Annotated in this window: 26 protein-coding genes; 20 read left to right on the top strand and 6 right to left on the bottom strand. The window is 31.3% G+C overall.

All coding sequences use genetic code 11. The features are described 5' to 3' along the window. Positions 1-442: 442 nt before the first annotated feature. From bdr to bcCo53_RS08360, 3 genes are all read right to left on the bottom strand, one after another. Positions 443-1,051: a Bdr family repetitive protein gene (gene bdr / locus bcCo53_RS08370; RefSeq protein WP_246938488.1), complete on the bottom strand. Its 609-nt coding sequence runs from the start codon at positions 1,049-1,051 to the stop codon at positions 443-445. A 209-nt stretch (positions 1,052-1,260) separates the two neighbouring features. After that, complete coding sequence (locus bcCo53_RS08365) at positions 1,261-2,856, bottom strand: plasmid maintenance protein (RefSeq protein ID WP_246938487.1); 1,596 nt, start codon at positions 2,854-2,856, stop codon at positions 1,261-1,263. A gap of 514 nt (positions 2,857-3,370) precedes the next feature. Further along, entirely contained in the window at positions 3,371-3,844 is a 474-nt protein-coding gene (locus bcCo53_RS08360; RefSeq protein ID WP_025408984.1) for a hypothetical protein, read from the bottom strand. 393 nt (positions 3,845-4,237) lie between these two features. Here bcCo53_RS08360 and bcCo53_RS08355 point away from each other — a divergent pair, with 393 nt between their 5' ends. The 20 genes from bcCo53_RS08355 (at position 4,238) to bcCo53_RS08260 (ending at position 21,220) form a co-directional block, all read left to right on the top strand. Beyond that, on the top strand, positions 4,238-4,609 hold the full coding sequence (locus tag bcCo53_RS08355) for a hypothetical protein (RefSeq protein ID WP_025408985.1): 372 nt from the start codon (positions 4,238-4,240) through the stop codon (positions 4,607-4,609). Between the two features lie 44 nt (positions 4,610-4,653). Next, positions 4,654-5,142 (top strand): hypothetical protein, encoded by a 489-nt coding sequence (locus bcCo53_RS08350; protein WP_025408986.1) that lies wholly within the window; start codon positions 4,654-4,656, stop codon positions 5,140-5,142. 1 nt (position 5,143) lies between these two features. Continuing rightward, positions 5,144-5,926, top strand: a complete 783-nt coding sequence (locus bcCo53_RS08345) for a hypothetical protein (RefSeq protein WP_025408987.1) — start codon at positions 5,144-5,146, stop codon at positions 5,924-5,926. 6 nt (positions 5,927-5,932) lie between these two features. Then, complete coding sequence (locus tag bcCo53_RS08340) at positions 5,933-6,721, top strand: hypothetical protein (protein ID WP_025408988.1); 789 nt, start codon at positions 5,933-5,935, stop codon at positions 6,719-6,721. A 23-nt stretch (positions 6,722-6,744) separates the two neighbouring features. Beyond that, positions 6,745-7,083, top strand: a complete 339-nt coding sequence (locus bcCo53_RS08335) for a hypothetical protein (protein WP_025408989.1) — start codon at positions 6,745-6,747, stop codon at positions 7,081-7,083. Next, complete coding sequence (locus bcCo53_RS08330; RefSeq protein WP_246938486.1) at positions 7,076-8,278, top strand: PBSX family phage terminase large subunit; 1,203 nt, start codon at positions 7,076-7,078, stop codon at positions 8,276-8,278. The genes bcCo53_RS08335 and bcCo53_RS08330 overlap by 8 nt, the downstream gene beginning before the upstream one ends. A gap of 12 nt (positions 8,279-8,290) precedes the next feature. Continuing rightward, positions 8,291-9,325 carry an anti-CBASS protein Acb1 family protein gene (locus bcCo53_RS08325; RefSeq protein WP_246938453.1) on the top strand — a complete coding sequence of 345 codons (1,035 nt, stop codon included), beginning with the start codon at positions 8,291-8,293 and terminating at the stop codon, positions 9,323-9,325. 68 nt (positions 9,326-9,393) lie between these two features. Next, complete coding sequence (locus bcCo53_RS08320) at positions 9,394-9,972, top strand: hypothetical protein (RefSeq protein WP_025409127.1); 579 nt, start codon at positions 9,394-9,396, stop codon at positions 9,970-9,972. After that, entirely contained in the window at positions 9,965-10,489 is a 525-nt protein-coding gene (locus bcCo53_RS08315; RefSeq protein WP_025409114.1) for a gp53 minor capsid family protein, read from the top strand. The genes bcCo53_RS08320 and bcCo53_RS08315 overlap by 8 nt, the downstream gene beginning before the upstream one ends. 34 nt (positions 10,490-10,523) lie before the next feature. Continuing rightward, complete coding sequence (locus tag bcCo53_RS08310) at positions 10,524-11,360, top strand: hypothetical protein (protein WP_246938452.1); 837 nt, start codon at positions 10,524-10,526, stop codon at positions 11,358-11,360. A gap of 35 nt (positions 11,361-11,395) precedes the next feature. Then, positions 11,396-11,755 (top strand): hypothetical protein, encoded by a 360-nt coding sequence (locus tag bcCo53_RS08305; protein ID WP_246938485.1) that lies wholly within the window; start codon positions 11,396-11,398, stop codon positions 11,753-11,755. A gap of 14 nt (positions 11,756-11,769) precedes the next feature. Beyond that, positions 11,770-12,165, top strand: a complete 396-nt coding sequence (locus bcCo53_RS08300; RefSeq protein WP_246938484.1) for a hypothetical protein — start codon at positions 11,770-11,772, stop codon at positions 12,163-12,165. Beyond that, entirely contained in the window at positions 12,162-12,584 is a 423-nt protein-coding gene (locus tag bcCo53_RS08295) for a hypothetical protein (protein WP_025409022.1), read from the top strand. Before bcCo53_RS08300 ends, bcCo53_RS08295 begins: the two co-directional genes overlap by 4 nt. A 73-nt stretch (positions 12,585-12,657) precedes the next feature. Continuing rightward, a complete protein-coding gene (locus tag bcCo53_RS08290) occupies positions 12,658-13,479 on the top strand; it encodes a hypothetical protein (protein ID WP_025409023.1) in 822 nt (273 codons plus the stop codon). A 19-nt stretch (positions 13,480-13,498) separates the two neighbouring features. Continuing rightward, a complete protein-coding gene (locus bcCo53_RS08285; protein ID WP_246938483.1) occupies positions 13,499-13,978 on the top strand; it encodes a hypothetical protein in 480 nt (159 codons plus the stop codon). A 38-nt stretch (positions 13,979-14,016) separates the two neighbouring features. Beyond that, positions 14,017-14,214, top strand: a complete 198-nt coding sequence (locus bcCo53_RS08280; protein WP_025409025.1) for a hypothetical protein — start codon at positions 14,017-14,019, stop codon at positions 14,212-14,214. Continuing rightward, a complete protein-coding gene (locus tag bcCo53_RS08275) occupies positions 14,211-17,336 on the top strand; it encodes a tail tape measure protein (RefSeq protein WP_246938482.1) in 3,126 nt (1,041 codons plus the stop codon). Before bcCo53_RS08280 ends, bcCo53_RS08275 begins: the two co-directional genes overlap by 4 nt. Before the next feature lie 191 nt (positions 17,337-17,527). Next, on the top strand, positions 17,528-18,178 hold the full coding sequence (locus bcCo53_RS08270) for an apolipoprotein A1/A4/E family protein (RefSeq protein ID WP_246938481.1): 651 nt from the start codon (positions 17,528-17,530) through the stop codon (positions 18,176-18,178). A gap of 314 nt (positions 18,179-18,492) precedes the next feature. Continuing rightward, positions 18,493-19,740 (top strand): hypothetical protein, encoded by a 1,248-nt coding sequence (locus bcCo53_RS08265; protein ID WP_246938480.1) that lies wholly within the window; start codon positions 18,493-18,495, stop codon positions 19,738-19,740. 358 nt (positions 19,741-20,098) lie between these two features. Further along, positions 20,099-21,220: a cell envelope integrity TolA family protein gene (locus bcCo53_RS08260; protein ID WP_246938479.1), complete on the top strand. Its 1,122-nt coding sequence runs from the start codon at positions 20,099-20,101 to the stop codon at positions 21,218-21,220. 111 nt (positions 21,221-21,331) lie between these two features. Here bcCo53_RS08260 and bcCo53_RS08255 read toward each other — a convergent pair whose 3' ends face one another. The 3 genes from bcCo53_RS08255 to bcCo53_RS08245 all read right to left on the bottom strand — a co-directional run bounded on the left by bcCo53_RS08255 (position 21,332) and on the right by bcCo53_RS08245 (position 23,650). Continuing rightward, a complete protein-coding gene (locus bcCo53_RS08255) occupies positions 21,332-22,045 on the bottom strand; it encodes a hypothetical protein (protein ID WP_246938478.1) in 714 nt (237 codons plus the stop codon). Between the two features lie 72 nt (positions 22,046-22,117). Continuing rightward, positions 22,118-22,846, bottom strand: a complete 729-nt coding sequence (locus tag bcCo53_RS08250; RefSeq protein ID WP_246938477.1) for a hypothetical protein — start codon at positions 22,844-22,846, stop codon at positions 22,118-22,120. 72 nt (positions 22,847-22,918) lie between these two features. Beyond that, positions 22,919-23,650 carry a hypothetical protein gene (locus tag bcCo53_RS08245; protein ID WP_246938476.1) on the bottom strand — a complete coding sequence of 244 codons (732 nt, stop codon included), beginning with the start codon at positions 23,648-23,650 and terminating at the stop codon, positions 22,919-22,921. Between the last annotated feature and the right edge of the window lie 143 nt (positions 23,651-23,793).

The following is a 23,793-nucleotide window of genomic DNA, read 5'->3' as shown; positions in this document are numbered from 1 at the left end:
TGTAAATTAGTACGAATTTTGTATTCGATTATATATAACTTTAATTAGTGTATTTTAGTATAAATTTTAGTTTAGAAAATATCAATATGTCTACTGTCATAGATCTTGGAAGTAAAAAAATAAAGATTTTTATGTGTATTTTTTTGCAATGTATGTTGTAGGAATATTATTTAATTTGCCTATTCTTTACAAAGAATAGGCAAATTAAATAATAATTTGAGCACTTTCATAATATTCACTAATTGATTTCGAAAATCATTATTAACATATATTAAATTCAAAACAAATAAAATAGTCACTACTCTTTAAAAGATATAAAAATCGCTGCAAAAAATATTTTTCCTCCCCTCTCCACTGTACTAAACACCTCTGTGCTATTCGCTATTATTCTAACAACTTGTCAGTCCCTCTAGAATAACACCCATTAGTATATATTCGTACCCTACTTAAATATCAATGTTAATAATATTCCTAAACATATAGTAATAATCGTTCCAAACAACCAATTGTGTAACCTCAATGTACTCTTAAACTCCATCTTATTGATTTCTATATCCTTCCTTACAAGTGAAATCTCATTACTTACTAAAGCAATATCTGATTTTAACTCACTCCTTACACTCTCTATCTTATTATCAAGATCTTTAACATCGGACTTTAACTCATTCCTTACATTTTCTATTTTTACATTTAGATTATTCTCTACATTTCCTATCTTATCATCTAAATCCTTAATATCTGACTTTAATTCACCCCTTATATTCTCTACCTTTACATTAAAACTATTCTCTACAGTATCTATTTTATTATTAAGATCATTAAATTTAATGTCTATTTTATTATCTAAATCCTTAACATCGGATTTTAAGTTTGACTCTACTTTCTCGAGTTTAAGATTAAATGTATTTTCTAAATACTCAATATCCTTATACGTTAACTCATTCCTATAGTACCTATAAGATAAATCAATAGCAATATCTCTATCAATTCCTGCTTTAGTTAGCTCTGCTACTACCATTTGTTGCGTAACTATTGGTTGGGCTAGTCCCATAAGAATCTCCTTGCTTGACTATTATACTTTATTTAAAGAATTTATTTCACCAATTCTTTAAATAAAGTATAATACAAACAAAACTTATACATTACAAAGTTAATTATTTTCTTATCTGTCCTTTTAGATTGCACTTCACGGCTCATGTAAGTATTCCAAAATCTAGGCATTCTTATATAATCTTCTTGCTAAATATTTCAAATTAAATCTCATTTACTCTCCTTTTCTTTTAAATTCTCATTTTGGCCTATATCTTCAATCATTATTCCCAAATTCAGCATACTCATCCCCTTAGTAGTTTTAAAGCCGCCAAACTCATCTCTAATTGCAAATTTAACCATAGAATCATCATTTGAACTAGCATCTATCATGTTATCCATCCCATTATTTGCTATACCCAACTCAACACACCCTTTCTTACTCCTTTCCAAAGTAGCAAGCATGCTTGCTCTAGCTTTCTTTTTTAAATTCAATTCTTCTTCTCTTGCCTTCCTAAGTCGCTCTTCTCTTTCTTTTGCTTCTCTTTCAAATAACCCAGTTAAATATTTTTGCAGACTAGCAGATTCGCGTTTTCTTTGCTCTTCACTCTCTTTTTCTTTTTCTTTTTCTTTCTCTCTTAATTCTTCTACATTTAACTGCTCATTAGCCCTTTTCTCCTTAACAACAGATGCTTTTTTAATTCCTATTCGTAAATTTTCTCCATAAGTCGATTTGACGGCACAATTACTCTTGTACTTATTGGGATACCAATCCCTAAACCTACCTTCCCAAATAAGATCATAATCGCTAATAACTCCATCACTACGCTTCATCATCATCCAAATCTTATACTTGTACCTATTACCAAACTGCTTTAAGAAATGTTCTAAAATATCTTCGATGTAATATTCACCTTGGTACTCATTTATTGCAGTCTCTAGATTGATTAGGGCATTGATATATGTTGCATCGTTGTTACTGTATTCTTTTATTTGGTTTAGATAATTTTTACTGATTTTATGTTCAGAGGTTAACCTTGTCTCTACATCATTCCTTTTAAATCTACACTCTTCTTTTTTTGGTTTACTCGAATCATTATTCTTAAGAAGCAATTCTTTAGAATTCTTATTATTGCTTATATTAGCTTTACTATTAAAAGCATGAGGGGCGACACGATGCGACATTACACTTTTATTTGGGTCATCTATTTCAGATAGGATTCCAAATTTTTTTAGATTTGTGTAATTAAAATTGCTTTCTTCTAATGAGTCATCAAAATTACCAACAATTTTTTTATCACTTAAATTCTCTTTTAGTAAATGTAAAAGGTATTTAAAGATTATGTCTTTATGTAAATGTGCTAACTGCATATTTTGTTTATAAAAAGACATGCTGCCCTTATTTTCACCAAATCTTATGATTTTAGATTCTAAAAGACCCATTTCATTTAATAACTTTATATCTCTTTCAATTGTTCGTTTACATACTGTCTTTTGTCCATCATTTTTCAGCAGCTTGATTACTATATTGTATATATCACGTGCTGAGTATTCTTCTACTCCACACGACTTCCTGTATTTTGCATTCTTTATATCTATTATCCAGTATATTTTATACAAGCGCAGCTTGCGTCTTAACATTCTGTTTATTTGATATCTAACTTGTGATACACGGATAAATTTAGTAGCAGCAGAAGATGTTTTATCTTTATTTAATTCTACAAGTGATTTTAGTATTGACTTTATTTGGTCTTTGGTATCATTTGAATTGAATTTTTTTGTTTCTTTTGTTACACTATTCATAGGATTAATATTTTTGTATTCCAAAGTTTAGATTTTCATGTGTTCATGAAGCTTTGGAAATTTATATATTTATTATATATAAATAATTCACTCTTGACTAGACTTAAAGTCGAGGTGATTTTTTTTATGCACCATTCTCTTATCCTCCCAAACACCTTGGAAACGACTTTAGTAAAACAATATATATAATAAAAAACCTTAATATTAATTGTAATAAGTAGAATCATGATTTTAAGTTTAGATCAATTCAGAATTAATGTCAACCAGATTTTTAATTAATTTGTTGATATTGACTTTAATGTTGATTTTTTTTGACATATTTTTTGATTTATCTAAAAAATCAAAAAATATTTCTCCTACATTTTAGTTACAGTGATTTTAAATTTGAATAGAATATTCTTTGCAGTCTTAGTTTTTGATTTAAAATGTTATGTGAACCTGCTTATTAAAATTAATAAAATTTAAAATTAAAGTCAAATGTTTTTTGTATTGCATGTGTTTGAATGACTTTTGTGTATGTGCATAAATTTTGTTTGTGTCATTTTTTTTGCATCATTTCTTTTGGTTCCGTTATTTCCTTGTTTTTTTCTTTGAGTTCTTCTTGTTCTTGTTTTCTCATTTTTTGTATTTCTTCTTTTAGTTGTATTATTTCTTCTTTTAGTTGTATTATTGCTTCTAGAATTTCATTCGTATTGATATTGTTTATTTCTTTTGTAGAAGAAGGTTGTTTATGTTTTTGCTCATATACCTTTATAAAATTTTTTATGCTTTCTAATTTTTTTGCAATGATTTTTTCAGTCTTGAATCTTATTTCTCTTTTTCTTATGCTTACAATTAAGTCGCCAATTATGTCTTCTGGGATATATCTTGATTTATTATATATAACGTAAGCAGTTAACATTGTTATTTTCCTGCAAAGAACAGGGGAAGTTGTCTGATGGTTGAAGTCTGCATTTAATATTTCTACTACCTCTCCAACTGTATATAATTTTATATGTTCTATTCTTTTCATAGTAATGTTTTTCCTTTTTATATTTTTTTATTTTTATACTTTATTATACGTAAAAATTTAAATATAGTTCATATAATAATAATTATTGGCTAATTGTTAACTATTTTTTATAGCAAAATGTAAGTTATTTAGTCTGTAATGGCCTTATTTGGCTTTTAAGAGCTGAATTTTTCATTATATATATTAATAATTGACTTAAGTCAATTATTAATATATATAATAGTATTATAATTAGAGATCTTATAGTTATAATACTGATTTTCAGTAATGTTTTTCCAAAAAGAGGGGCAAGTTACTTTGCTTTTATTGGCTTTGTTAAAGGTGAGGAAAAGTAAAGTATTCTTGTTTATCATTCAAGTCTTAAAGGCCTATTAAATAAAGGAGAATATTTAATTGTCTAATGGAATTAAAAAGCATATTAATATTATTGGAAGTATTGCAACTGCATTATTTGTGTGTGTTTCTTGGATTGGAACTTACGCATTTAAGGGTTTTTTAGTTGAATTTAAAAAAGAGATGATGGGTGAATTACGTGTTGAAGCTGAAGAACGACTTAAGAGTGAATTTGAATCATTAAAGAGTTTCTTAAAAGAAAGCCTTAAAAAAGATATTGAAAAGTTAGATTCACACATTAAAGAAATGATAGGGGAATTAGAAGCACTTTTATTTAAAGAGCAATTTAAAATCAAACGTGCATTTAAGCAAGAATTAAAAAAATGTTTTGATGCATTAAGAAGCGTTGAGGACGTAAATTATGATAAGTAAATTTTTTATATCTTAAAGACATTACATTTATTTGCAATCAAGGAGTGGCTTTAAAAACAAGTGGGGTTTTAAAGATACTTCTTGAGAATGTTGCTTTTAAGTCAACTAATTGTGGATTTGCTATTCATGATGTTCGTGATATGACTCTTATTGGTGTTGAAGTTCATTCCAATAAAAAGGCATCAGTTGCAAATGGAGTTAATGCAATAATGCGTGGTGGGATTGTTAAGGGAAATCGCGAAGGCTTACACTTTAGCAAATTTTCAAGCTTTAAAGCTACTGGAGTTGAGTTTATAAAAAATTTGGGTGTTGCATTACAACTTGATGAGGTTGTAAGTGCAAGGCTTGAGGGTAATGGTTTTGCAGAAAATAAGGTGGGTCTTAAGATTGATTCTTTAAGTTTATTTATGCGTGATTTTTTCTTAAAAAACGAGATTGGTATTTCGTTTACAAAAAAATTAGATGTTGATACTCAAGTTATTGATGCAAATGTTTATGAGGGTAATTTGAGGGATAAAGAGGAGGTAGCATAATTTGGCTATAAGTGATGAGGATTTTGAAGAGATAAAAAGACGCTTACAAGCTGATAATGTAAAAATACAATTTAGCGTTGGGGATATAGAGCAAGCAAAGACTTATGTTGGTAAGCTTGGAGAGCCTATTGTAGTAGAAGATAAGGAGCTTTTTGCTATTTGTGATGGTAAGAGTAGCCAAAATCGAAAGTATTATCCAATAAATAAAGGACTATTACCAGTCTTAGATGATGATACTCTAGATTCTTATGTAAGAAATTTAATTGAAAACTGTATGGAGAATACTTATCCAGGGTTTTTAACAGCAGAGTTTGCAGAAGAAAGCATCAAGCTTAATAGGTCTAAATTAATTGAAGCATTTGAAGGGACGGGAAAGTTTTGCTTACCAGATGGCAGAAAACTTCCAGAAGGATGTTTTGTAAGGACAAAATTTGGAATTTCTTATGCACCAAATCTTGCAGGTAGGTTCTTAAGGCATTATGACCCAGCTGGTGTATATGACTATGTTCGTACTATTGGGAATATTCAATATGATTCATTTGCAAGACATTCTCACGTCTTAAATAAAAGTTCTATGAATTTTGAGGGACGTCTGATTTCAAGTTTTCAGGAGCTTTACAAGTCTGGTGATTGGGCTAATGGTAATTATGCATTTGTACATAATATGGTTCTTGGTCCTTATGTTTCAAAGTACAACTTCCCAGATTCTACAGAATATTATGGTGATCGTGAAACTAGACCTGTAAATGTAGCTTGTCTTTCGTTTTACAGATATGATTGGTAGTTTGTTATGAGTATTAGTAACAAGGATTATAAGGATTTAAAATCACGAATTGCAAATAGTAATGTTCGCATACAATTTGGAGTTGGTGATTATCTTGATGCTAAAGGTTATGAAGGAGTAATTGGCGAGCCTATTTTACTAAAAGATAAAAATGTGTTTGCAGTTTGTGATGGTAAGAGTATTGCAAATAGAAAGTACTATCCCATTAATAATAGTATGCAAGCAATTTTAGATGATAATTTGGATGCTGTTTTAGAACATATGATTAATTTTTTTATAGAAAAGGTTCCAGTTGGCATGCTAACTGCTAAATTCCCAGTTGAAGGGAGAAAACTTAATGGATCTAAGCTTATTGAAGCATTTACTAATACCAATAAATTTTGTATTCCAGATGGTAGGCTGTTACCACAAAATTGCTATGCAACTAAAGTCTTAGGTATGACTTATGCGCCATATCTTTTAGGTGGGTTCTTAAGGCATTATGATGCAAAAGGTTTAAATGACTCTGTTCGTACTATTGGTCATATTCAGTCTTCTTCATTAAAGAAGCATAAACACCTTATTAAGTATAAGGGCATAGATTATGATGAGCGTTATAGATTATTTAAGAGGGCTTATGGGTCAAAACGTGAGGATAGTTGGTATTGGAAAGATGGGTCTTATGCTTTGGTATATGGCATAGTGCTTGGTTCTTATGTTGCTAAGTACCATTTTCCAAAGGCAACTGAAAACGCTGGTAGTGAGACTAGACCTAAGAATTTAGCTTATCTTTCGTTTTACAGATATGATCTTTAATGCAAATTAAAAGGAGTTTTGGTTTGAGTAGTGATGAATTTGATTATAAGAGAATATTAAAAGAATCAGTTGAGGCACATTTTTTAGCTTTGAATAATTCTTCTAGTGCTCGCGAGGCATTACTTAAGGCATTTGCTGCTCGTATGTTTGAATTTTCAAATAGTAATGTTTTAGCAACAAGTCTTCATGCATATAGAATGTTTTTTGCAGTGCTTGGAATATCTGAAGTTGAGGATTTGGTTTTAGACATCATTAATAAAGAAAAATTACCTTTAAGTAGTAAGGATAGTAAAGTTTTTGGTAGTTGCGCTTATAGTGATGATGAGATTAAGAGTTTTATAAATAAGAGTGTGAGTGAATAATTTGAGATTTAAAAGACTGCCAGTTTACTTTGAAGCATACCAAAATAAACCTAATGCTGAGATTTTTATTTATTACTCAAGTCGTGGTACTGGGAAGACTTATGATATTGCAACAGTAAATCTTGAGAGAAAGTTTACACCCGAAGGCGGTGATACTTTAGCAGTTAGAAAGAAGAAAAATAAAACAATTCAGTCAATTCATAAAGAAATTTTAGAGTTACTCCATAGGTATAACTTAAGGCGTGAATTTAATGTGAGTAAGGCTAAGATAGAGACAAAAAATTTAATATATGGGCGTAAACGAGCATTTGTATTTGAAGGTGGTCATGATACAACGGATCTTAAATCCTATGCACATTTTAAAGATTTATGGCTTGAGGAGGCTAATCAATTTACTGAATCTGATATTGAAATGCTTGTTCCTACAATGAGAGAGCGTGGTGGTAGGATTTACATGTCAAGTAATCCAGTACCTAGTTCGCATTGGCTTTACAAACGTTATATTTCAAATGAAGATAATCCTGCGGTGTGTGTTATTAAGAGTACTTATAAAGATAATCCTTTCTTAAATGGAGGAGATATTGATTTGTGGCTAGAGAGACAAAGACTTGCGTATCATGGTAATGATATTGGATTTCGAATTGAGGTTTTAGGAGAAGAATTTGAGTTTGGTACAGCACGGTTTATAAAAGATTTTAATGTTTGTGATGAGAGTTTTATTTCAGGGTTGCAGGGCAGTTTTTATACTGGAGTTCACATTAAGGGAAATAGGGTTTGCTTTCTAGAAGTTCTTGTTGGAAGAATTGCTTACCTTCCAGTAACAGTTGTAACTAATGCTAGTAGTAAAGTGTTACTCTCAAGAGAAGATTATGCTAGTGAGTGTGCACGTTTTAGAGGGACTTTTGTTTTGCCTTGTGCTAGAGAAGAGTTAAGATTTGTTTTTTCTAAGTTCGGTAGGGGGTCTTTAATTGCAAGAAATCGTAATCTTTATGTGCTCTCAGATTATCTTATACCTAATAATCTTAATGTAGTTAAAAGAGAAGAGACTGAGGATGTGGTTTTAGAGTTTAGCCAGACTGAGTATTATTATGATGAATCTTTAGGTAGGGATAGTGGTGCTGCTACAAATCTTGTTATGCAAAGGGATTTAGAGTACATTCCAGCATTTCTTAATGCAGTATCAATTTTAATGTAAGGAGGGCAGTATTTGTTTAAGTTTAAATTTTTAAGAAAAAGTGAGAATGCTAGTCTAAAGTCACCTTTAATGCCAGCAAGCAATTCATTAACTGGCGACCCTTTAAGACTTGCTCATCAAATAGCAGAGATATACGCAGGATTTGCAGCATCAAGAGATATTGAGCATAAAACGGGTGATGGTCTTTCTAAGCTATTTGATAATAATTTTAGAGGGGTTATTAAGAATATGGTCTACAAAGCAATTCTTACTGGAGTGAGCGCATTTTACATAGTAGTCCCCGATTCAGAAGATCCACGTACACCTCTTAAGTGTGGATTTCCTTGTCTTTGTTTTAATTTTGGGCAAGTGTGTAATGGTGATGATTATTCTTTTGAAAATATTCATCCAACTCGTATTATAAAAATGCAATCCTCATTTTTAAATTTTGGGGCATTAGAGAAGAGTAGTAGGATTATGAATACTTTACTTGATGAGACTGTAGGGTTTTTAAAGGTTAATAATTTTACTTTCTTAAAGTCAGCAACCCTTCCATCAGTAAAAGATATGACTGCTTATGATTTAGCAGAGCTTAAGAAAAATATAGAAGGGGTACTAGACAGTAATCATAAGATGATGATACTTGGAAGAGAGGATGATATTGCAAATATTACACGCTCTGTAAGTCCTATAAGAGATGCTTTTGATATTATTGTATCTGATATAACACTTCATTCTGGGATTCCTAAAGAAGTGCTCTATCCCATATCTCCTTCTGGGGAGGGCAGTGTTGGGAATTATGACATATTTTACCTTAATATTGAGCAAATCTGTAGGCTTATGGTAGCCCCATTTATAAACTCAGTACTAGAAAAATTTGGGCTTGAGTCTAATTGGCAGTTTAAGGCGGTTAAACCTATTAGTCAAAAGGAGCAAGCAGAAATTGATGAGAAGCACGCACGTACTCTAGCCTTATATACAGAGCTTTTAAGCAAGGCTAAAGAAATGGGAGATTTAGATTTAAGTTTAAAAATTCAATCTGAACTTGAGGAGTTTTTGCAAGTTTAAAAGGAGTGTTAAGGTGATTAGGTAAAAACATAATTAATAATTTTTTTAATTTTTTAAAGGAGGTAAATATGAAAGGAGAACAATTACTGGATGAAGCATCAGTATCAAGTAGCTCATCTTCTGATGCTAGTAATGTTAGTAGTAAGGATGCTAAAGACATTGTAACAATTTCTGCTGATGAGTATGAGAAATTGATTGCAGATTCTAAGAGACTGCCAGATATGATCTCAAGGGAAGATTTTGAGAGAAGATTGGCAGAAGCTGAGAGCAATTTTATTAAAGCTAGGAAACAAGCTGAAAAGCAAGCCGAAGTTGATGCATTTAAAGATTCTAAGCTTTTAGCACATCTAGAGAAAGCTTGCGAGCAGTATGAAATTACTCCCCCATTTTCTAATGCTGGTAGCATTAAGGATGCAAAATTGGCATTCTTAGATGCTATGAAAAAGAAATATAGCATCAAATTTAAGGTTGATGAATCGGGTGATCTTGATTCACAGATTGATAATATAAGTTTGCTTGTACAAGAACTTACAGCTTACAAGCAAATGGTTAATGCTCGTAATAGGTATGTTGGTCAGATTATAAATAATACTAAAGCACAAAGACATAAGGATCGACTTGTTACTAGGGAGGTTGTAAATGCCTAATTTTGATTTTACTAAGACAGAGAAGAATTTTTTACCAGGATTTGAGCACAAATCAGGCCTTCATCAAACTGAGACTGGAATAGTTGATATTGGATCAGAGGCTATAGGTCCTGGAGATTTGGTAATAGCAAGTAAATCGTCCCCTATGGGTGATGTTTTAGTTAAAAAAGCAACATCTAGTATTCAAGAATCAGACTTTATTCGTGGATTTGCTCTTAGAAAGACAAACATAGCATCGCATGAGAGTTGTAATTACTTGCCAGGCGAATTGGTTCCTATTAGGAGATTTGGAGAAGTGGTAATCACTCTTGATGCGCTGTATTTAGATCCTAAGATTGGTCAGTACGTATTTTTTAAAGAAGGCAAGTTTGTAAGTGATGGTAAGGGAGGGGTTCAAGTTGGTAGGATCAAGGATTTAGGTGCTACTAGTAGTGATAGAGTTGGAAGGTTAGTGCTATTAGACATTCAGATTGGTCCTGAATATGATTCTAGTGGTAGTAGGAAGTTTACAGCATAGATATAGGTTAATTATAGGTTAGGAGGATTAAAGATTGAGTAGAAGTATTTTTGTAGAGTCAAGCGGTACTTACAGTGGAGATATTGTGCAGCTTGCAAGGGATGGACTTGAGGAGTTAATGCCTTACAAGATCATAAATAGAAGTGAGCTTAGACAAGGATATTATGTTGCTCGTAAGGCAGTATTAGAACATAATGTTACAGCAAGTTTTGGAGATTATAGTAATGAGATTGGAAGAAGTAGTATGTTCTTTCAAGAAATGGCATATAAAATGCATGTATTTGATACAGTACAGCGAATATCACTTAAGGATTTGATGTATGGTTCTATGAGTGAGGATGAGGTTAAGGCTAATTTGGAACTTGGGCTTATGAAGGATGCGTATCATTCAATTATTTTTGGAAAGCCAGCAATTAAGATGGAAGGGATTGCAACACTTAAGGGAAGGAGTAAGATAGCTAGTACTACGACTGCTGCATCACTAATTACTGGGAGCGCATTGCATCAAAAGGTTGTAGAGGCTAAACGTGAATCTGAGAAGTATAAGGAAAAACTTGATGGGTTTTATCATCTACTCTTACCACATAAATTTTCACATTTATTAGTAGATCTTTATAGTGAACCACAGTACATAACAGTAAAAGATGCGCTTTTAAAAGACCATAATATAGTAACTTCAATATTTAAAGGTCTTGAACATCCAATTCTTTATGAGCCAAATCCTGAAGTAATGTTTGTTCCAATGATTCCTGAAATATTCTTTAGACGTTTTGCAGGGCCTGATGGTGATTATATTCATGCTTCAATGGAATCAGCAGGAGTTATTCATTTCCATCCACAAGAAGTTGTTGAGATTACTATTACAACTTAATATTAATTTTGGCTTAAGAAGGCAATTAACTTAAGATGAGTCGTAAAATTAGAGATGATGACATTTTAAAGATGTGGATAAGTATAACTTCTCTAGAATCTTTGCGTATGACATGCATTAGAGAAGATGGTAAGCTAGATATCCCACAAGGCCTTAAATTGCAGCTTTGTGAGTGTTTGCGTTATTCAAAGTCAATTTTAAAACTTTATTATATTAAAGGTGACGCTTACAATAATTGGTTATTTATATTGCTTGATGTTGTATATCCAGAAGTTTTTAATTCTAGATGTGCTAAGGCTGGGCAACAGAAGGATTGTAAGTTTAGACAAGTACTTGATCAGCTTGATTTGCTTTTTCCTAGGGTTGATGGTGGTGCTTTTTTGAGTATTGGTTAGGGGGCCTTTTAAATTTGAGTGATATTAGATTTGATATAAAAAAATCGATCTTTGAAAGGGTTAAAAGTTTTATTGGATTTAAGATAAGGAAGAATTTTGATGTTCTAAAGACTCAGATTCCAGGAAGGCTTAAAGACATATCTAATATTGAAGCACAAGAGTCGCTTAAGGGTTTTGATATTAGGATTAAAGTTGGATCACAGCTTTCAGATATGTTAGATTCAGGTGCGGTTTATGGCCTTAATTTTCCAAAGCCTAGTTTATCAAAGATTAGAAATTGGGCTTCTTATAAAGGGCTTGAGGCGGCAGCTGTTCCTATATGGCTTAAAATTAAATCTAAGGGTGCATCTAAGAAATATACAAATTGGAAAGTAAATCTTGTAAGAAATGCTAAGGATTTGCTTAAATGAAGTTTATAGAACAATTTCTTAGTACATTCAAGAAGGATTTGAAGAATTATTTATTTTATAGCAAATTGACAACAACCCAAATTTACTATAAATCTGAGATTTATACTTGTACGACGTTAAAACTGCCGGTTGTAGTTTTTGCATTAAAGAGCATAGGGGAAGTTGTCTTTAAATGTAAAAACTATTCTTTTGCATTAAGTCTTGATTTTTTAGTTTATACACATTGTAGTGATCACCCGACGCTTGGTCTTGAGATTGCAACTTTAATAGTTAATTTTTTAGTTTCAAATTATTCTCTTGAGTCATTTAGTATTGATGACTCACAAGTGTCAGGTGAAGATTTAGAGGATGTAAATATGGTAACTGTAATTAGATCTAAGCTTGGGATTAGGCTTAATAGCAGTGATTTGGGGTGTTAAATGATGCTTTTGGAAGCATATGTAGAGATAATTTGTTTTTAAATTTTTTTAAGTTTAATTAAGGAGAAGATTAATGGCAGAACAAAAGTTAAAAATGCCATCTGGTGCGGTTTTAGTATCAGTAAATATACCTAAATTCAAGTGGAATTTTAAGGGGGCGCAGATCAAGGATAGTGCTCCTATTGAAGGGGGATTGCCTAAAGACTTGGTTGTAAAAGATTTGCCACTCTCATTTACTAAACCTAGTAAATGGAAATCAATTAAAGAATGTGTGTTTAGAGTTAAGAGCTTGAGTTTAAATTCAAAACTAGCAAATTTTGATTTTAAAGAGGGTAGTGTTTTTTACTATCACGATTCAATGTACGAAGATTTTAAAAAAGCTTTTGGTGATAATGATGAGATTGAAGTATTGCTTTTTAGAACATATTGTATTGGTTATTCGTATGCAATCAATTCAACTAAGGCTACTGAGACACTAAAGACAGTTTGTGGTTCAATTTCAGCTATTGGAAAGGTTCCAGAACAAACAGTTGAGTTTTCAGGATATTCTGTTAGAGAAACTGTTGCTAATAAGGAAGAATTACTTGAGACTTATATAGAACGTTCACATTTTATAACAAGAGATATAGTAAATAAGCCTGATAGTGGGAATTATGAGATTGGTAAGCAACTACTTCCACGCAATTATGAATTTTTTGTTCTTTTTGTAAATCAGATTCAAAGTGAGGATCAGCGTACTAAGTTTATTGCTGCTGAAGGACAAATAGCAACATTTAGTCCAAGTCAGGATTTATCAAATCAAAAAATTGATCTTAAATGTGAAGTTACCCTTTCAAAACCGTTAGTTTCAATGTCTTATGACTATATTAAAGATGCGGTGTTTTTTGAAATTTAATTAAGGAGAATGTAGTTTTATGGTTATTAATGTTAATTTGTCAGGACGTATTGAGTTGCCTTATATTCCAGATTATATAAGAAGAAATGGAAATGTGGTTGAAAGTAAAGACGCATTTGTAATACTTGAAGGTGTAAATTATGGGTTTATTGAGGGGATTAAAGTCCTTCAAATCGAATTATTGCAAAAATTGACACTAAATTCTAGTAAAGAGATTGATACTAAGGTGGCTTTAGAAGTTACAACTAAGCAACTTGAGTTTGTAAAAAAAATTTGGAGAGATAATGTTGTGGGGTTTAAAGGACTCTTTGATCAAAATGGTAATCTTGTAACTAAAGAAATGGTTGAAAGAGATGCAGTGCTTTTACAAGATATGCTTTCAAACTTAGCAGTTGAGATTAACAATGTGTCTGAGACATTAAAGGCAGAGGGTGCATTAAAAAAGTCGAGCTCGCATTGCACTACATCGTCAAAAAAGACCACTACAACCAAGTCTTAAAGTATTCAGATAAGATAAATTCAGAGTTTGTAAAGAGTATGAAGCGTGAGATGAGTTGGATTAATTATAATGAAGATTCTTTAGCATATTTAATTGGCCAAGCCCTTCTCTCAAGAAATGTTAAAAGCCTTCCATGTCAAGGAGGCCTTTATGATCAAAATTACTGGTTTGTACTTGTTTTTAGGGAGCTTAATCTTTATATTAAAAAACTTGAAAGTGAGAGTGTGGGTAAATGACACTTGATGAGATTGTAATTCCTATTTCAATTAATACTAGTAATGAGTCTAAATTGGATGAGATATCTAGTGCGCTTAAAAACATTGCATATGAAGAATTTGAGAACTTAAAAGATTTAAAATCAAAATTAGAACATGCAACTAAGGCTGGGGTCGGTTTTAATACGGTTTATAATGCTTTGCTTGCAAATACTGAGAAGAGTTCAAAGAATTTTAAAAATCTTGCAAATTCAATTAAGGGCGTTGGAGATAAGTCTAGTAATATTAAGAGCTTAAGTAGTACTCTTAAAGGTGTTGGTAAAAGCTTGTTTGATGTTAAGGCCTTTTCTAATAAGGCAGCACAAGCATTAGATCAACTTGCAGTAAGCGCATTGCCAATAACACTGGTTATTAAAGTAGTTGAGAGGATAGGTTCGGCTATTACTGGGGTATTTACTGGGGCTTTAGACTCACTAGCTTCATTTAATGAAGAGGTCAGTGTATTTTCTGATATGTTAGGTGATACTGAAGTTGGGAAGGTTTTAGCAGATGATATTAGAGCTTTTGGTGAGGAGACATTATTTACTGGTGAGGCTATAAGTAATGCTGCTAAGACTATGCTCTCTTATGGCGCAGCGGCTTCTGAGGTTAGTGAGCGAATGCGCATGTTTGGAGAAGCAGCAGGGGGTAGTAGTGCTGGGCTTGAGAAGTTAGCAGAAGTTTATTCTAAAGTTGAAGCTGGGAATAATATTGCATTAGAGGACCTTTCTGAACTTCGTAATGTTGGGGTTGATATTACTGATATTTTAGCAAAAGAGGCTGAAGATGCTGGTAGTTCTTTATTTAAGATGGCAAGTGATGGTAAGCTAGGGTTTAATGAATTAAGCAATGCCCTTAAAAAGGCTACAAGTGAGGGTGGTAAGTTTTATGGCAATACTGCTCGTGGTGCTAAAACCCTAGCAGAAGCGCAACTTCAAACCTTTAAAATGAGTCAGAAGCTATTTTTAGAGCTTGGGAAGGCCCTTGAACCTATGATGATAGGTTTTGAAAAGTTAAAACAAGCTTTACTTTTAGGAATTGTAGTTCCAATAACCAAAGTGGCTTCTGCAACAATTTTTTTATTTAATAAGTATGTAGAGTTTTATAAGTATATGGGTGGAACGGTAGTTTCAGGATTTAAACTGTGGTTTAATACCCTCATGATTGGGTTTAATAAGATAAAAGAACTTGTATCTTATGTTATTGGAACTTTGACTTTAGGATTTAAGTTATTGTTTAATACCATGATGACGGGTTTTAGAAAAGCACAAGAGTGGATACATTCAAGTATTCTAACTCCTCTAAGCAATATTAGTGAATCAGTAATGGAGCTTTTAGGTAAGCTTAAAAATCTTGTATCTTATGTTACTATCAAATTTGTTAGTGGGTTTAAGATTGCACTTGATCCAATTATCGAGATGTTTAAAAAGCTTACAAATTGGGTAACTAATCTTTGGGATAAGATGAAGGGGTTTTGGGGTGTTAGTAAGGATTCAGAGCAAAAGACTAATACTTCTCTTTCTAATGATGAGGGTGGCAAAAAAAAGGATGAGCCTGACCGAGTAAAGAAGTTAAATGATAATCTTATTAAAGACTATAAGGCTTTACAAGAACAAATTTTTATTCGTCAAAGAGAAGTAGCTCTTAAACCTTTAAAGGAACAAGAGAAGGCTACTCGTGATTTACAAGCTACAATTAATGCTAAAAATAAGGAGTTTATTAAGAGGTATGGTAAGAGTTTTAACTCTTTAACTGCTGATAATCAAAAAACACTTGCTAATGTTGAGAAGGAGGTTAGTAATTTTGCTAAGTCTAATTTTAGTTTTGTAAGTGAACATAAGGATTTGCAAAATGAAATATCAAAACTTAGTAGAGACATTTTGGTGCTTCCATATGAAGAACAAGAAAAGGCAATGAGGAAGCTTGCTAATGATATTAATAAGAAAAAGGAAGAATTTGTTTCTAAATATTTAAAAAGTTTTGATACTCTTAATGATTCAAATAAAAGTACTTTGCTACAAATTGTAAAGCAATCAGAACAAGTTTTAGAAGAGTCATCTGATAATTTTAAGTCCTTTTTTTCTATGCTTTTAGATAGTCTTTTAGATAATTTTTCTGGGATTGTTAATCAGGATTTAGGTAAAAGTTTTGCAGAAGGTTCAGGCAAGGTTGCAGATACCCTTACTAGTTCATTATTTGATGTATCAAAAAGCATGCTATCAAGTACGGGGCCTTTGGGAGCAATGGCTTCAGCAGGTTTGGATTTTGTTTTAGGTATTTTTACAGGATTTGAACAGCAAAGAATGAAAGAGATTGAAGCTAAGCGTGATAAGGACTTAGATGAATTAGTTAAGCAAAGTGAGGTTGAACTTATGCGTCTTGAGGAAGGGTTTGATCGTGAAATTGCAATGCGAAAAGAAAAACTAAACGAGCTTGATGATCAGTATAGTAAAGAGATTGAATTCTTAAAGCAAGCACAAAGTAAGGGACAGATATCTGGAGAGGAATTTCAAAGACGAATTGCGCAAGTAGAGAGTGAGTATAAATCTAAAAGGCAACAAGAGAGTGGAGCACTAACTAAGGCTGAGACTTCTAAAAAGATTGAAGTAGAGCGTGCACGTAAGCTTGAAAAATTAGAAGCAGAGCGCATTAAAGCAGCAGCGGAAGTTGAAAAAGTAAAGGCAAGGTGGTGGCATTTTGGTAGATCTGCTGATATAGAGGATGCTCAAAAAATATTAGAAGAAATATTAAGAAGAATAGCAAGAGTCAAGTCAGCAGGCTCGGTTGAGGAGATAAAGCTTGCTCGTAAAGGCGCTATTTTTAAGAGTACAAGGCCAACTTATATGCCTGGCTTAAGACTTATGACTAGTGAGATGGGACAGAGTGAGCTTATAAGAGTAACTCCAGCCCCGATTGATGAAAATTTGAGAAATATTGAAGCAAGAATCATTGCAGAAGAAATTAATAAAATACAGCAAAGTGAGAGAAAGAGCCCAGTAATTATTAATAATTATAATTTTAATGGTGATGTTTTGGATGCTGATAAGCTTGTGCGTATGCTTAAAGCTAGGGAGCATTCAATAGGTTTTAGGATGTCAGAATAGAAAAATGCGGCAACAATTGAAGAAATCTATTGACTTTTTTTAAAAATATTAAATAATATTACTTGTACACAGTAAGATAATTTATTATCCTTACTGTGTTACACCCTGAATAAGGCTAGTAACTTCTGTTACTGGCCTTATTCTTTTCTTATGTTATAATTAATTAGAATGTAGGGAATTAGGGGTTAGATATGAGTGCTGAAGTAAAAGAACAAGTAGTTGATGAAGAGATAGCTAAGAATGCTGTTAGGCCTGAGAGGATTAAAAAAGATTATCATAGTGTGACATTTGAAGGCCAGATTATAAGTTATTATGTTCTTGAAGAAAAGTTTGATCTTCTTCAAGATAGAATGTTGGATAATTTTCATTATTTAGATGATAAGATAAGCATACTAAAGAGTGATTTAAATACTAAGATAGATGGAGTAGAGAGTAGGCTTAATGAAAAAATAGAGACGGTTAAAAATGATTTAAATACTAAGATAGATGGAGTAGAGAGTAGGCTTAATGAAAAAATAGACAAGCTTGATGCTAGGGTAGATAAGCTTGATTCAAAGATAGATGGGGTTGAGACTAGACTTAACGAAAAGATAGATAAAGTTGAGGCTAGACTTGATGCCAAGATAGGCAAACTTGATGCTAGGGTAGATAAGCTTGATTCAAAGATAGAGGATGTTAAGAGTGATCTAGGGCAGATCAATTCTAGATTAACTTTAATAGAAAATAGATTAGGATTTAAAGGACAGTTAGTTTCTTCTTTGACAGTTGTTGCTGCATTTGCTGTATCATATTTTGTTGCACAATTATTTGTGGCTTTAGGAAAATATTTAGGCATTTCTTAGTAGGCATAATAATTTATATTTCACCACAGAATGATAACATTCATGAAATGTAGTAAATTCACCACAGAATGATAACATTCATGAAATATAATAAATTCACCGCAGAATGATAACATTCATGAAATATAATAAATTCACCGCAGAATGATAACATTCATGAAATATAATAAATTCACCGCAGAATGATAACATTCATGAAATATAATAAATTCACCGCAGAATGATAACTTTCATGAAAGTGAAAAAGGTTATATATGATTTGTTAATTTTATAGTATTATAGATATTAGTATTATAAGTAAAAAGGTTATATACATGATGAGTAAAAGCAAGCCAACAAAAGATCATAATATTGAGTTTAATATTGTAGAGTCTTTAAGACTTAATTTTGAATTTTTAATTCGTAATATTTGGTTAATATTATTTGCTTTATTTTTGTTTTTCTTCAATGTGTTGCATTCACATAGAGGTATTGCAAGTTATGAGGTTGGTAGTAATTCTAAGCTTTATTTTACATTGCCTTTTACAATAATCGTTATAATAGTACCGTCTTCAATATTATTGTATTTTCTTTATTTATTAAGGAAGCGTGTTACTGAAGGTAGTGTTAGGATTTCAGTATTTGCATGCTTAGAAAAAATAGCAATATTTGTATTATTAGTGATAGGACTTATAACGCAATCTGTAAGTTCATGGATGAGCTTTGAGAGTTTCTTTAGCCTGATGTTTGAAGATACTATTAAGGACACTGTTTTGGGTACTCAAAAGAGTCAGATAGCAAAAGAGGAAGGTATGCGTAAGCTACTCTTTGATAAAGAGAAGATAATTGAAGGTGAGATAGCTAGTATTGATATTAAGATTAAGAATAATAATGATCGTATAGAGTTTGCTAAAAATAAGCATTTAAGCTTGGATTATAGGTATAGAACCATGAAGCAAGATTATATGAGAGAGATTGAGAATGCAAGTAGGGAGAATAAGGAGTTATTTAATCAAAGGAATGAGTATTTAGAGTCTTTGCAGGATTTGAGGTTGAAGCTTAGCAGTTTAATTGAAAGGTCGGCTGTAAATAATAATAAGTTTAAGGCAGCTAATGTTTTAAATGGAACATCTGCTGTTATTGCTAGAGATGATTATCTTAATATAGTTTTTGTTTATTTATTATTATTATTGTCTGTTTGTCTAGATATATTTTTAGCAATGGTATTTTGCATAATACAAAATGCGTATCATAAATTTTATGAACAAAAGTTATTACACTTAGTCACATTACCTACAGGAAGTGGGGTTGGTGTAAAGGGCAAGGTTAAAAATCGTCAAATTTCAAGTTCAAGAAAGTATAAAAAACCCTTGCAAAGGGTTGAAGAAGTACTTGGATTTATTGAATCTAATTTAGAGGATGATAAGCGTACAATAAAGCCTTTAAGGAAAATTAATAAAGAGACAAATGTGTCTGATTATAGAATAAGGCAATATTTATCAGATTTAATGGATAGAGGTTTTATTATAAAAGATAAAAAAAGACTTGTACTTAATAATGATGCTGCAATTGAAAAATTGTAATGTAGTTTATTGAGTTAATAATATTGTATTGATTGATTCAATAAATTTGATGTGATGTAAGTTAAATAATAGTATTCTTTTGTTTTAGAGTAACTAATATTTGATATTAGAAAAGGAGGAAAATATTTATACCGAATAATATTTAAAAAGGTTAGTATATTTATTGTAACAATATTGATTGTTTATCTGTTTTAAAACAGGGATGTCTTAGCTTTTGTGAGCCTATAATAAATGTTTATGACTTTTTATTATAGTTATTTATGTTTTAAAACAGAGAGGTCTTAAGCTCGTGTGAGCTTATAATAAATGCCTATAACTTTTATTGTTATTTATGTTTTAAATTAGGAGATATTTAATTATGAAACGATTTTGTTTAGTGATTTATACATTGTATGTATTTATTCTAGGCTGTTCTCAAAATAGTCGAAAAGAAGGTTTTGATAATAATTTGGGTCGTGAGAGTACGGTTTTCAGTTTACTTGGAGGCGTGGTAGCGAAAAAGGGAGAAGCAGCAAAAAGAAAGGCAGAAGAAGATGCAGCTAAAGTGAGAGAAACAGAAGAAGCAGCAAGAAGAAAGGCAGAAGAAGATGCAGCTAAAGTGAGAGAAACAGAAGAAGCAGCAAGAAGAAAGGCAGAAGAAGATGCAGCTAAAGTGAGAGAAACAGAAGAAGCAGCAAGAAGAAAGGCAGAAGAAGATGCAGCTAAAGTGAGAGAAACAGAAGAAGCAGCAAGAAGAAAGGCAGAAGAAGATGCAGCAAGGAAAGATTTTAATCAAAAAGTAGTGGCTTATAATCGTATGATCGGTAAAATTAATTACTATAGAAACCTATATGTTAGACTATTACTGACTGGGGCGCCTGATGATGACAGATTCTATTGTTCAACAAAAAAAATGGGCCGTTTAAATTTAAACACAGACTTTAAACCTAAGTCTTTTGATAAAGGCCGACATTATATTTACCTAAGCCTAACAAACGATCTTGAAAAGGGAGAGACAGGGATAGAAGAAAATTACTGGAGCTATTTGGTGCCTTTATTGGACAAGTCAGAAGTAATACCAAAAACTGGTCTTGGTATTTGTAATGAGTGGGGTAAGTCTGTTTATGATTCTGATGGGAAAATTCTTTATGATTCTATTGATAGTATGTATGTATTTTTATACTATTTGTCATATCGTTTAGACTTGGTAATAAAAGATTTGCATAAAGAGATAATTAAGCATTCAGTTTCAACTAATTCGAAATTTAATTCAGAAGTTATTATTAGGATTGATGATGCGCTACAACAGATAATTGATAAAAGGAAAGGACTTCTAGGTCGAGCTATTAATGTAATAAAGAGTGTGAAAGATAAGGGTGATCAAAGGGAGATAAAGAATATATTGGATAGCTTTTTCGCAGAGCCAACTATGAAAGAGTTTTCAGATGTGGTAGATAGTAAGTGGGGAGAAATAGTAGCGTTGATAAAATCGGTAGCATGATGAACTCAAGATAGTGATTTAAAAATAGTAAAAGAATAAGAAATTTGGGTTTGAAATATTTAAATTTCTTTTCTTTTTGCATTTTCATAGGTATGAAAGGGGAATAAATGATTATGTGTATTTGCAATATTTATTTTTTTCTTCTGTTGATTGACTGTGTATGCATTTATATAGGAGGTTGTAAATATTAAAATATGCGTGGGTAGCAAGTTTATGAATTTCGATGAATTTAAGCATGAATGTATTGAAATTATTATCTGTATAATTTTGTTTAAGTATATTGGTAGCTAAATCGAGATCATGTTGTGCTTTGTAATATATGTTTTTGAGTGTTTCGAATGTTTTTTTGTATGCAAGATTGTATGTGGTTGCTAGTTCTGGTTTGTTTTCGTTGAAACCATATATGGTTTCTTGTGTGATACCAAAGATTGTTTCTAGATCATATATTTCATATATTAGATAAGCAGTTTGGTCAGGGTTTTTATGTTTGATGGGATTAGTGAATGAATGAAATTTTTCAAGAATGTATTTGTATGGTTCAAATGTTCTGTTTTCTGGTAGAGGTGAGCAGATATTGGTGTTAGGTTTGTATTTACAGGAAAGAGAGAGTTCTTGATCAGAGAGTTCAAGTGCGTATTTAATATTATCGATTTCGTGTGTGAAGTGTACTCCTAACTTTTTCAAGTTATTAAAATTGGTTTGCCAGTTTTTTACGCGTACTAATTTTCTTTTTTTTTCGTTAAATTTATGATATTTATCATATTCTTCTTTAGAAGTAGGGAATATATTAATGATAGCAGTTAAGAATAGGAGAATTTTTAACATTGTTAACCTTTAATAAAAGGATACTTTATTTATGCAAAAATAACAAGGTTATGTATAATGATTTGGATAATACTAATAATATGTATTATGTGTGTATTTGCAATATTTATTTTTTTCTTCTGTTGATTGACTGTGTATGCATTTATATAGGAGGTTGTAAATATTAAAATATGCGTGGGTAGCAAGTTTATGAATTTCGATGAATTTAAGCATGAATGTATCGAAATTATTATCTGTATAATTTTGTTTAAGTATATTGGTAGCAAAATCGAAATCATGTTTTGCTTTGTAATATATGTTTTTGAGTGTTTCGAATGTTTTTTTGTATGCAAGATTGTATGTGGTTGCTAGTTCTGGTTTGTTTTCGTTGAAACCATATATGGTTTCTTGTGTGATACCAAAGATTGTTTCTAGATCATATATTTCATATATTAGATAAGCAGTTTGGTCAGGGTTTTTATGTTTGATGGGATTAGTGAATGAATGAAATTTTTCAAGAATGTATTTGTATGGTTCAAATGTTCTGTTTTCTGGTAGAGGTGAGCAGATATTGGTGTTAGGTTTGTATTTACAGGAAAGAGAGAGTTCTTGATCAGAGAGTTCAAGTGCGTATTTAATATTATCGATTTCGTGTGTGAAGTGTACTCCTAACTTTTTCAAGTTATTAAAATTGGTTTGCCAGTTTTTTACGCGTACTAATTTTTTTTTTTTTTCGTTAAATTTATGATATTTATCATATTCTTCTTTAGAAGTAGGGAATATATTAATGATAGCAGTTAAGAATAGGAGAATTTTTAACATTGTTAACCTTTAATAAAAGGATACTTTATTTATGCAAAAATAACAAGGTTATGTATAATGATTTGGATAATACTAATAATATGTATTATGTGTGTATTTGCAATATTTATTTTTTTCTTCTGTTGATTGACTGTGTATGCATTTATATAGGAGGTTGTAAATATTAAAATATGCGTGGGTAGCAAGTTTATGAATTTCGATGAATTTAAGCATGAATGTATCGAAATTATTATCTGTATAATTTTGTTTAAGTATATTGGTAGCTAAATCGAGATCATGTTGTGCTTTGTAATATATGTTTTTGAGTGATTCAAAAGTTTTTTTGTATTCAGGATTGTGTTTGATTGCGTTTTGTGGTTTTTCATAGTTGAAACCATATATAGTTTCTTGTGTGATACCAAATATTATGCGTAATTCATATATTTCAGATATGAGATAGGCAGCTTGGTCAGGGTTTTTGCGTTTGAGAGTATTTAAAAATGAGAAATATTCTTTCATTGTATATTGGTGTCTTCTAAATATATCATTTAATGATAGTGGGGGGCAGATAGTGTCATAAGGGGTACAAAATATAGAGAAATCTTTTTCTGATAGATTAAATAAAGATTTAATGTTTTCGATTTCTTTCATAAAATATGGACCAAGTTTATTGAGGTTATTAAAGTTAGTTTTCCAGTCTTTGACGCGTATTAAATTTCTTGTTGCTTCAGTGTACTGATCGCGTTTTTCATATTCTTTTCTTTTTTCTTCAGATATAGCAGATAGATTAATGATCATAGTTAAGAATAGTAGTAATTTTAGCATTATAGTATAGGATACTTTAATTAGGGAAGAAAGGCAAGTGTTTTATATGTTAAAATGGGTGATAAGAGAACTATTTAGTTATGAATCTTAACTATTAAGAGAGGCCCACGGCAGGATATATTGTACTAATAACAATTAAACTA

The organism is Borrelia coriaceae (assembly GCF_023035295.1).
Lineage (GTDB): Bacteria > Spirochaetota > Spirochaetia > Borreliales > Borreliaceae > Borrelia > Borrelia coriaceae.
Note: the sequence above shows the minus strand (reverse complement) of the source record. Positions and strands in the feature narration are given on the sequence as shown.

Bases quoted from the DNA above. Each gene is read 5' to 3' on its own strand.
- bcCo53_RS08275 (WP_246938482.1), top strand. From the start codon at position 14,211: ATGACACTTGATGAGATTGTAATTCCTATTTCAATTAATACTAGTAAT.
- bcCo53_RS08250 (WP_246938477.1), bottom strand. From the start codon at position 22,846: ATGTTAAAAATTCTCCTATTCTTAACTGCTATCATTAATATATTCCCT.
- bcCo53_RS08265 (WP_246938480.1), top strand. From the start codon at position 18,493: ATGATGAGTAAAAGCAAGCCAACAAAAGATCATAATATTGAGTTTAAT.
- bcCo53_RS08360 (WP_025408984.1), bottom strand. From the start codon at position 3,844: ATGAAAAGAATAGAACATATAAAATTATATACAGTTGGAGAGGTAGTA.
- bcCo53_RS08340 (WP_025408988.1), top strand. From the start codon at position 5,933: ATGAGTATTAGTAACAAGGATTATAAGGATTTAAAATCACGAATTGCA.
- bcCo53_RS08315 (WP_025409114.1), top strand. From the start codon at position 9,965: ATGCCTAATTTTGATTTTACTAAGACAGAGAAGAATTTTTTACCAGGA.
- bcCo53_RS08245 (WP_246938476.1), bottom strand. From the start codon at position 23,650: ATGCTAAAATTACTACTATTCTTAACTATGATCATTAATCTATCTGCT.
- bcCo53_RS08290 (WP_025409023.1), top strand. From the start codon at position 12,658: ATGGCAGAACAAAAGTTAAAAATGCCATCTGGTGCGGTTTTAGTATCA.
- bcCo53_RS08270 (WP_246938481.1), top strand. From the start codon at position 17,528: ATGAGTGCTGAAGTAAAAGAACAAGTAGTTGATGAAGAGATAGCTAAG.
- bcCo53_RS08280 (WP_025409025.1), top strand. From the start codon at position 14,017: ATGAAGCGTGAGATGAGTTGGATTAATTATAATGAAGATTCTTTAGCA.
- bcCo53_RS08255 (WP_246938478.1), bottom strand. From the start codon at position 22,045: ATGTTAAAAATTCTCCTATTCTTAACTGCTATCATTAATATATTCCCT.
- bdr (WP_246938488.1), bottom strand. From the start codon at position 1,051: ATGGGACTAGCCCAACCAATAGTTACGCAACAAATGGTAGTAGCAGAG.
- bcCo53_RS08260 (WP_246938479.1), top strand. From the start codon at position 20,099: ATGAAACGATTTTGTTTAGTGATTTATACATTGTATGTATTTATTCTA.
- bcCo53_RS08285 (WP_246938483.1), top strand. From the start codon at position 13,499: ATGGTTATTAATGTTAATTTGTCAGGACGTATTGAGTTGCCTTATATT.
- bcCo53_RS08295 (WP_025409022.1), top strand. From the start codon at position 12,162: ATGAAGTTTATAGAACAATTTCTTAGTACATTCAAGAAGGATTTGAAG.
- bcCo53_RS08320 (WP_025409127.1), top strand. From the start codon at position 9,394: ATGAAAGGAGAACAATTACTGGATGAAGCATCAGTATCAAGTAGCTCA.
- bcCo53_RS08305 (WP_246938485.1), top strand. From the start codon at position 11,396: ATGAGTCGTAAAATTAGAGATGATGACATTTTAAAGATGTGGATAAGT.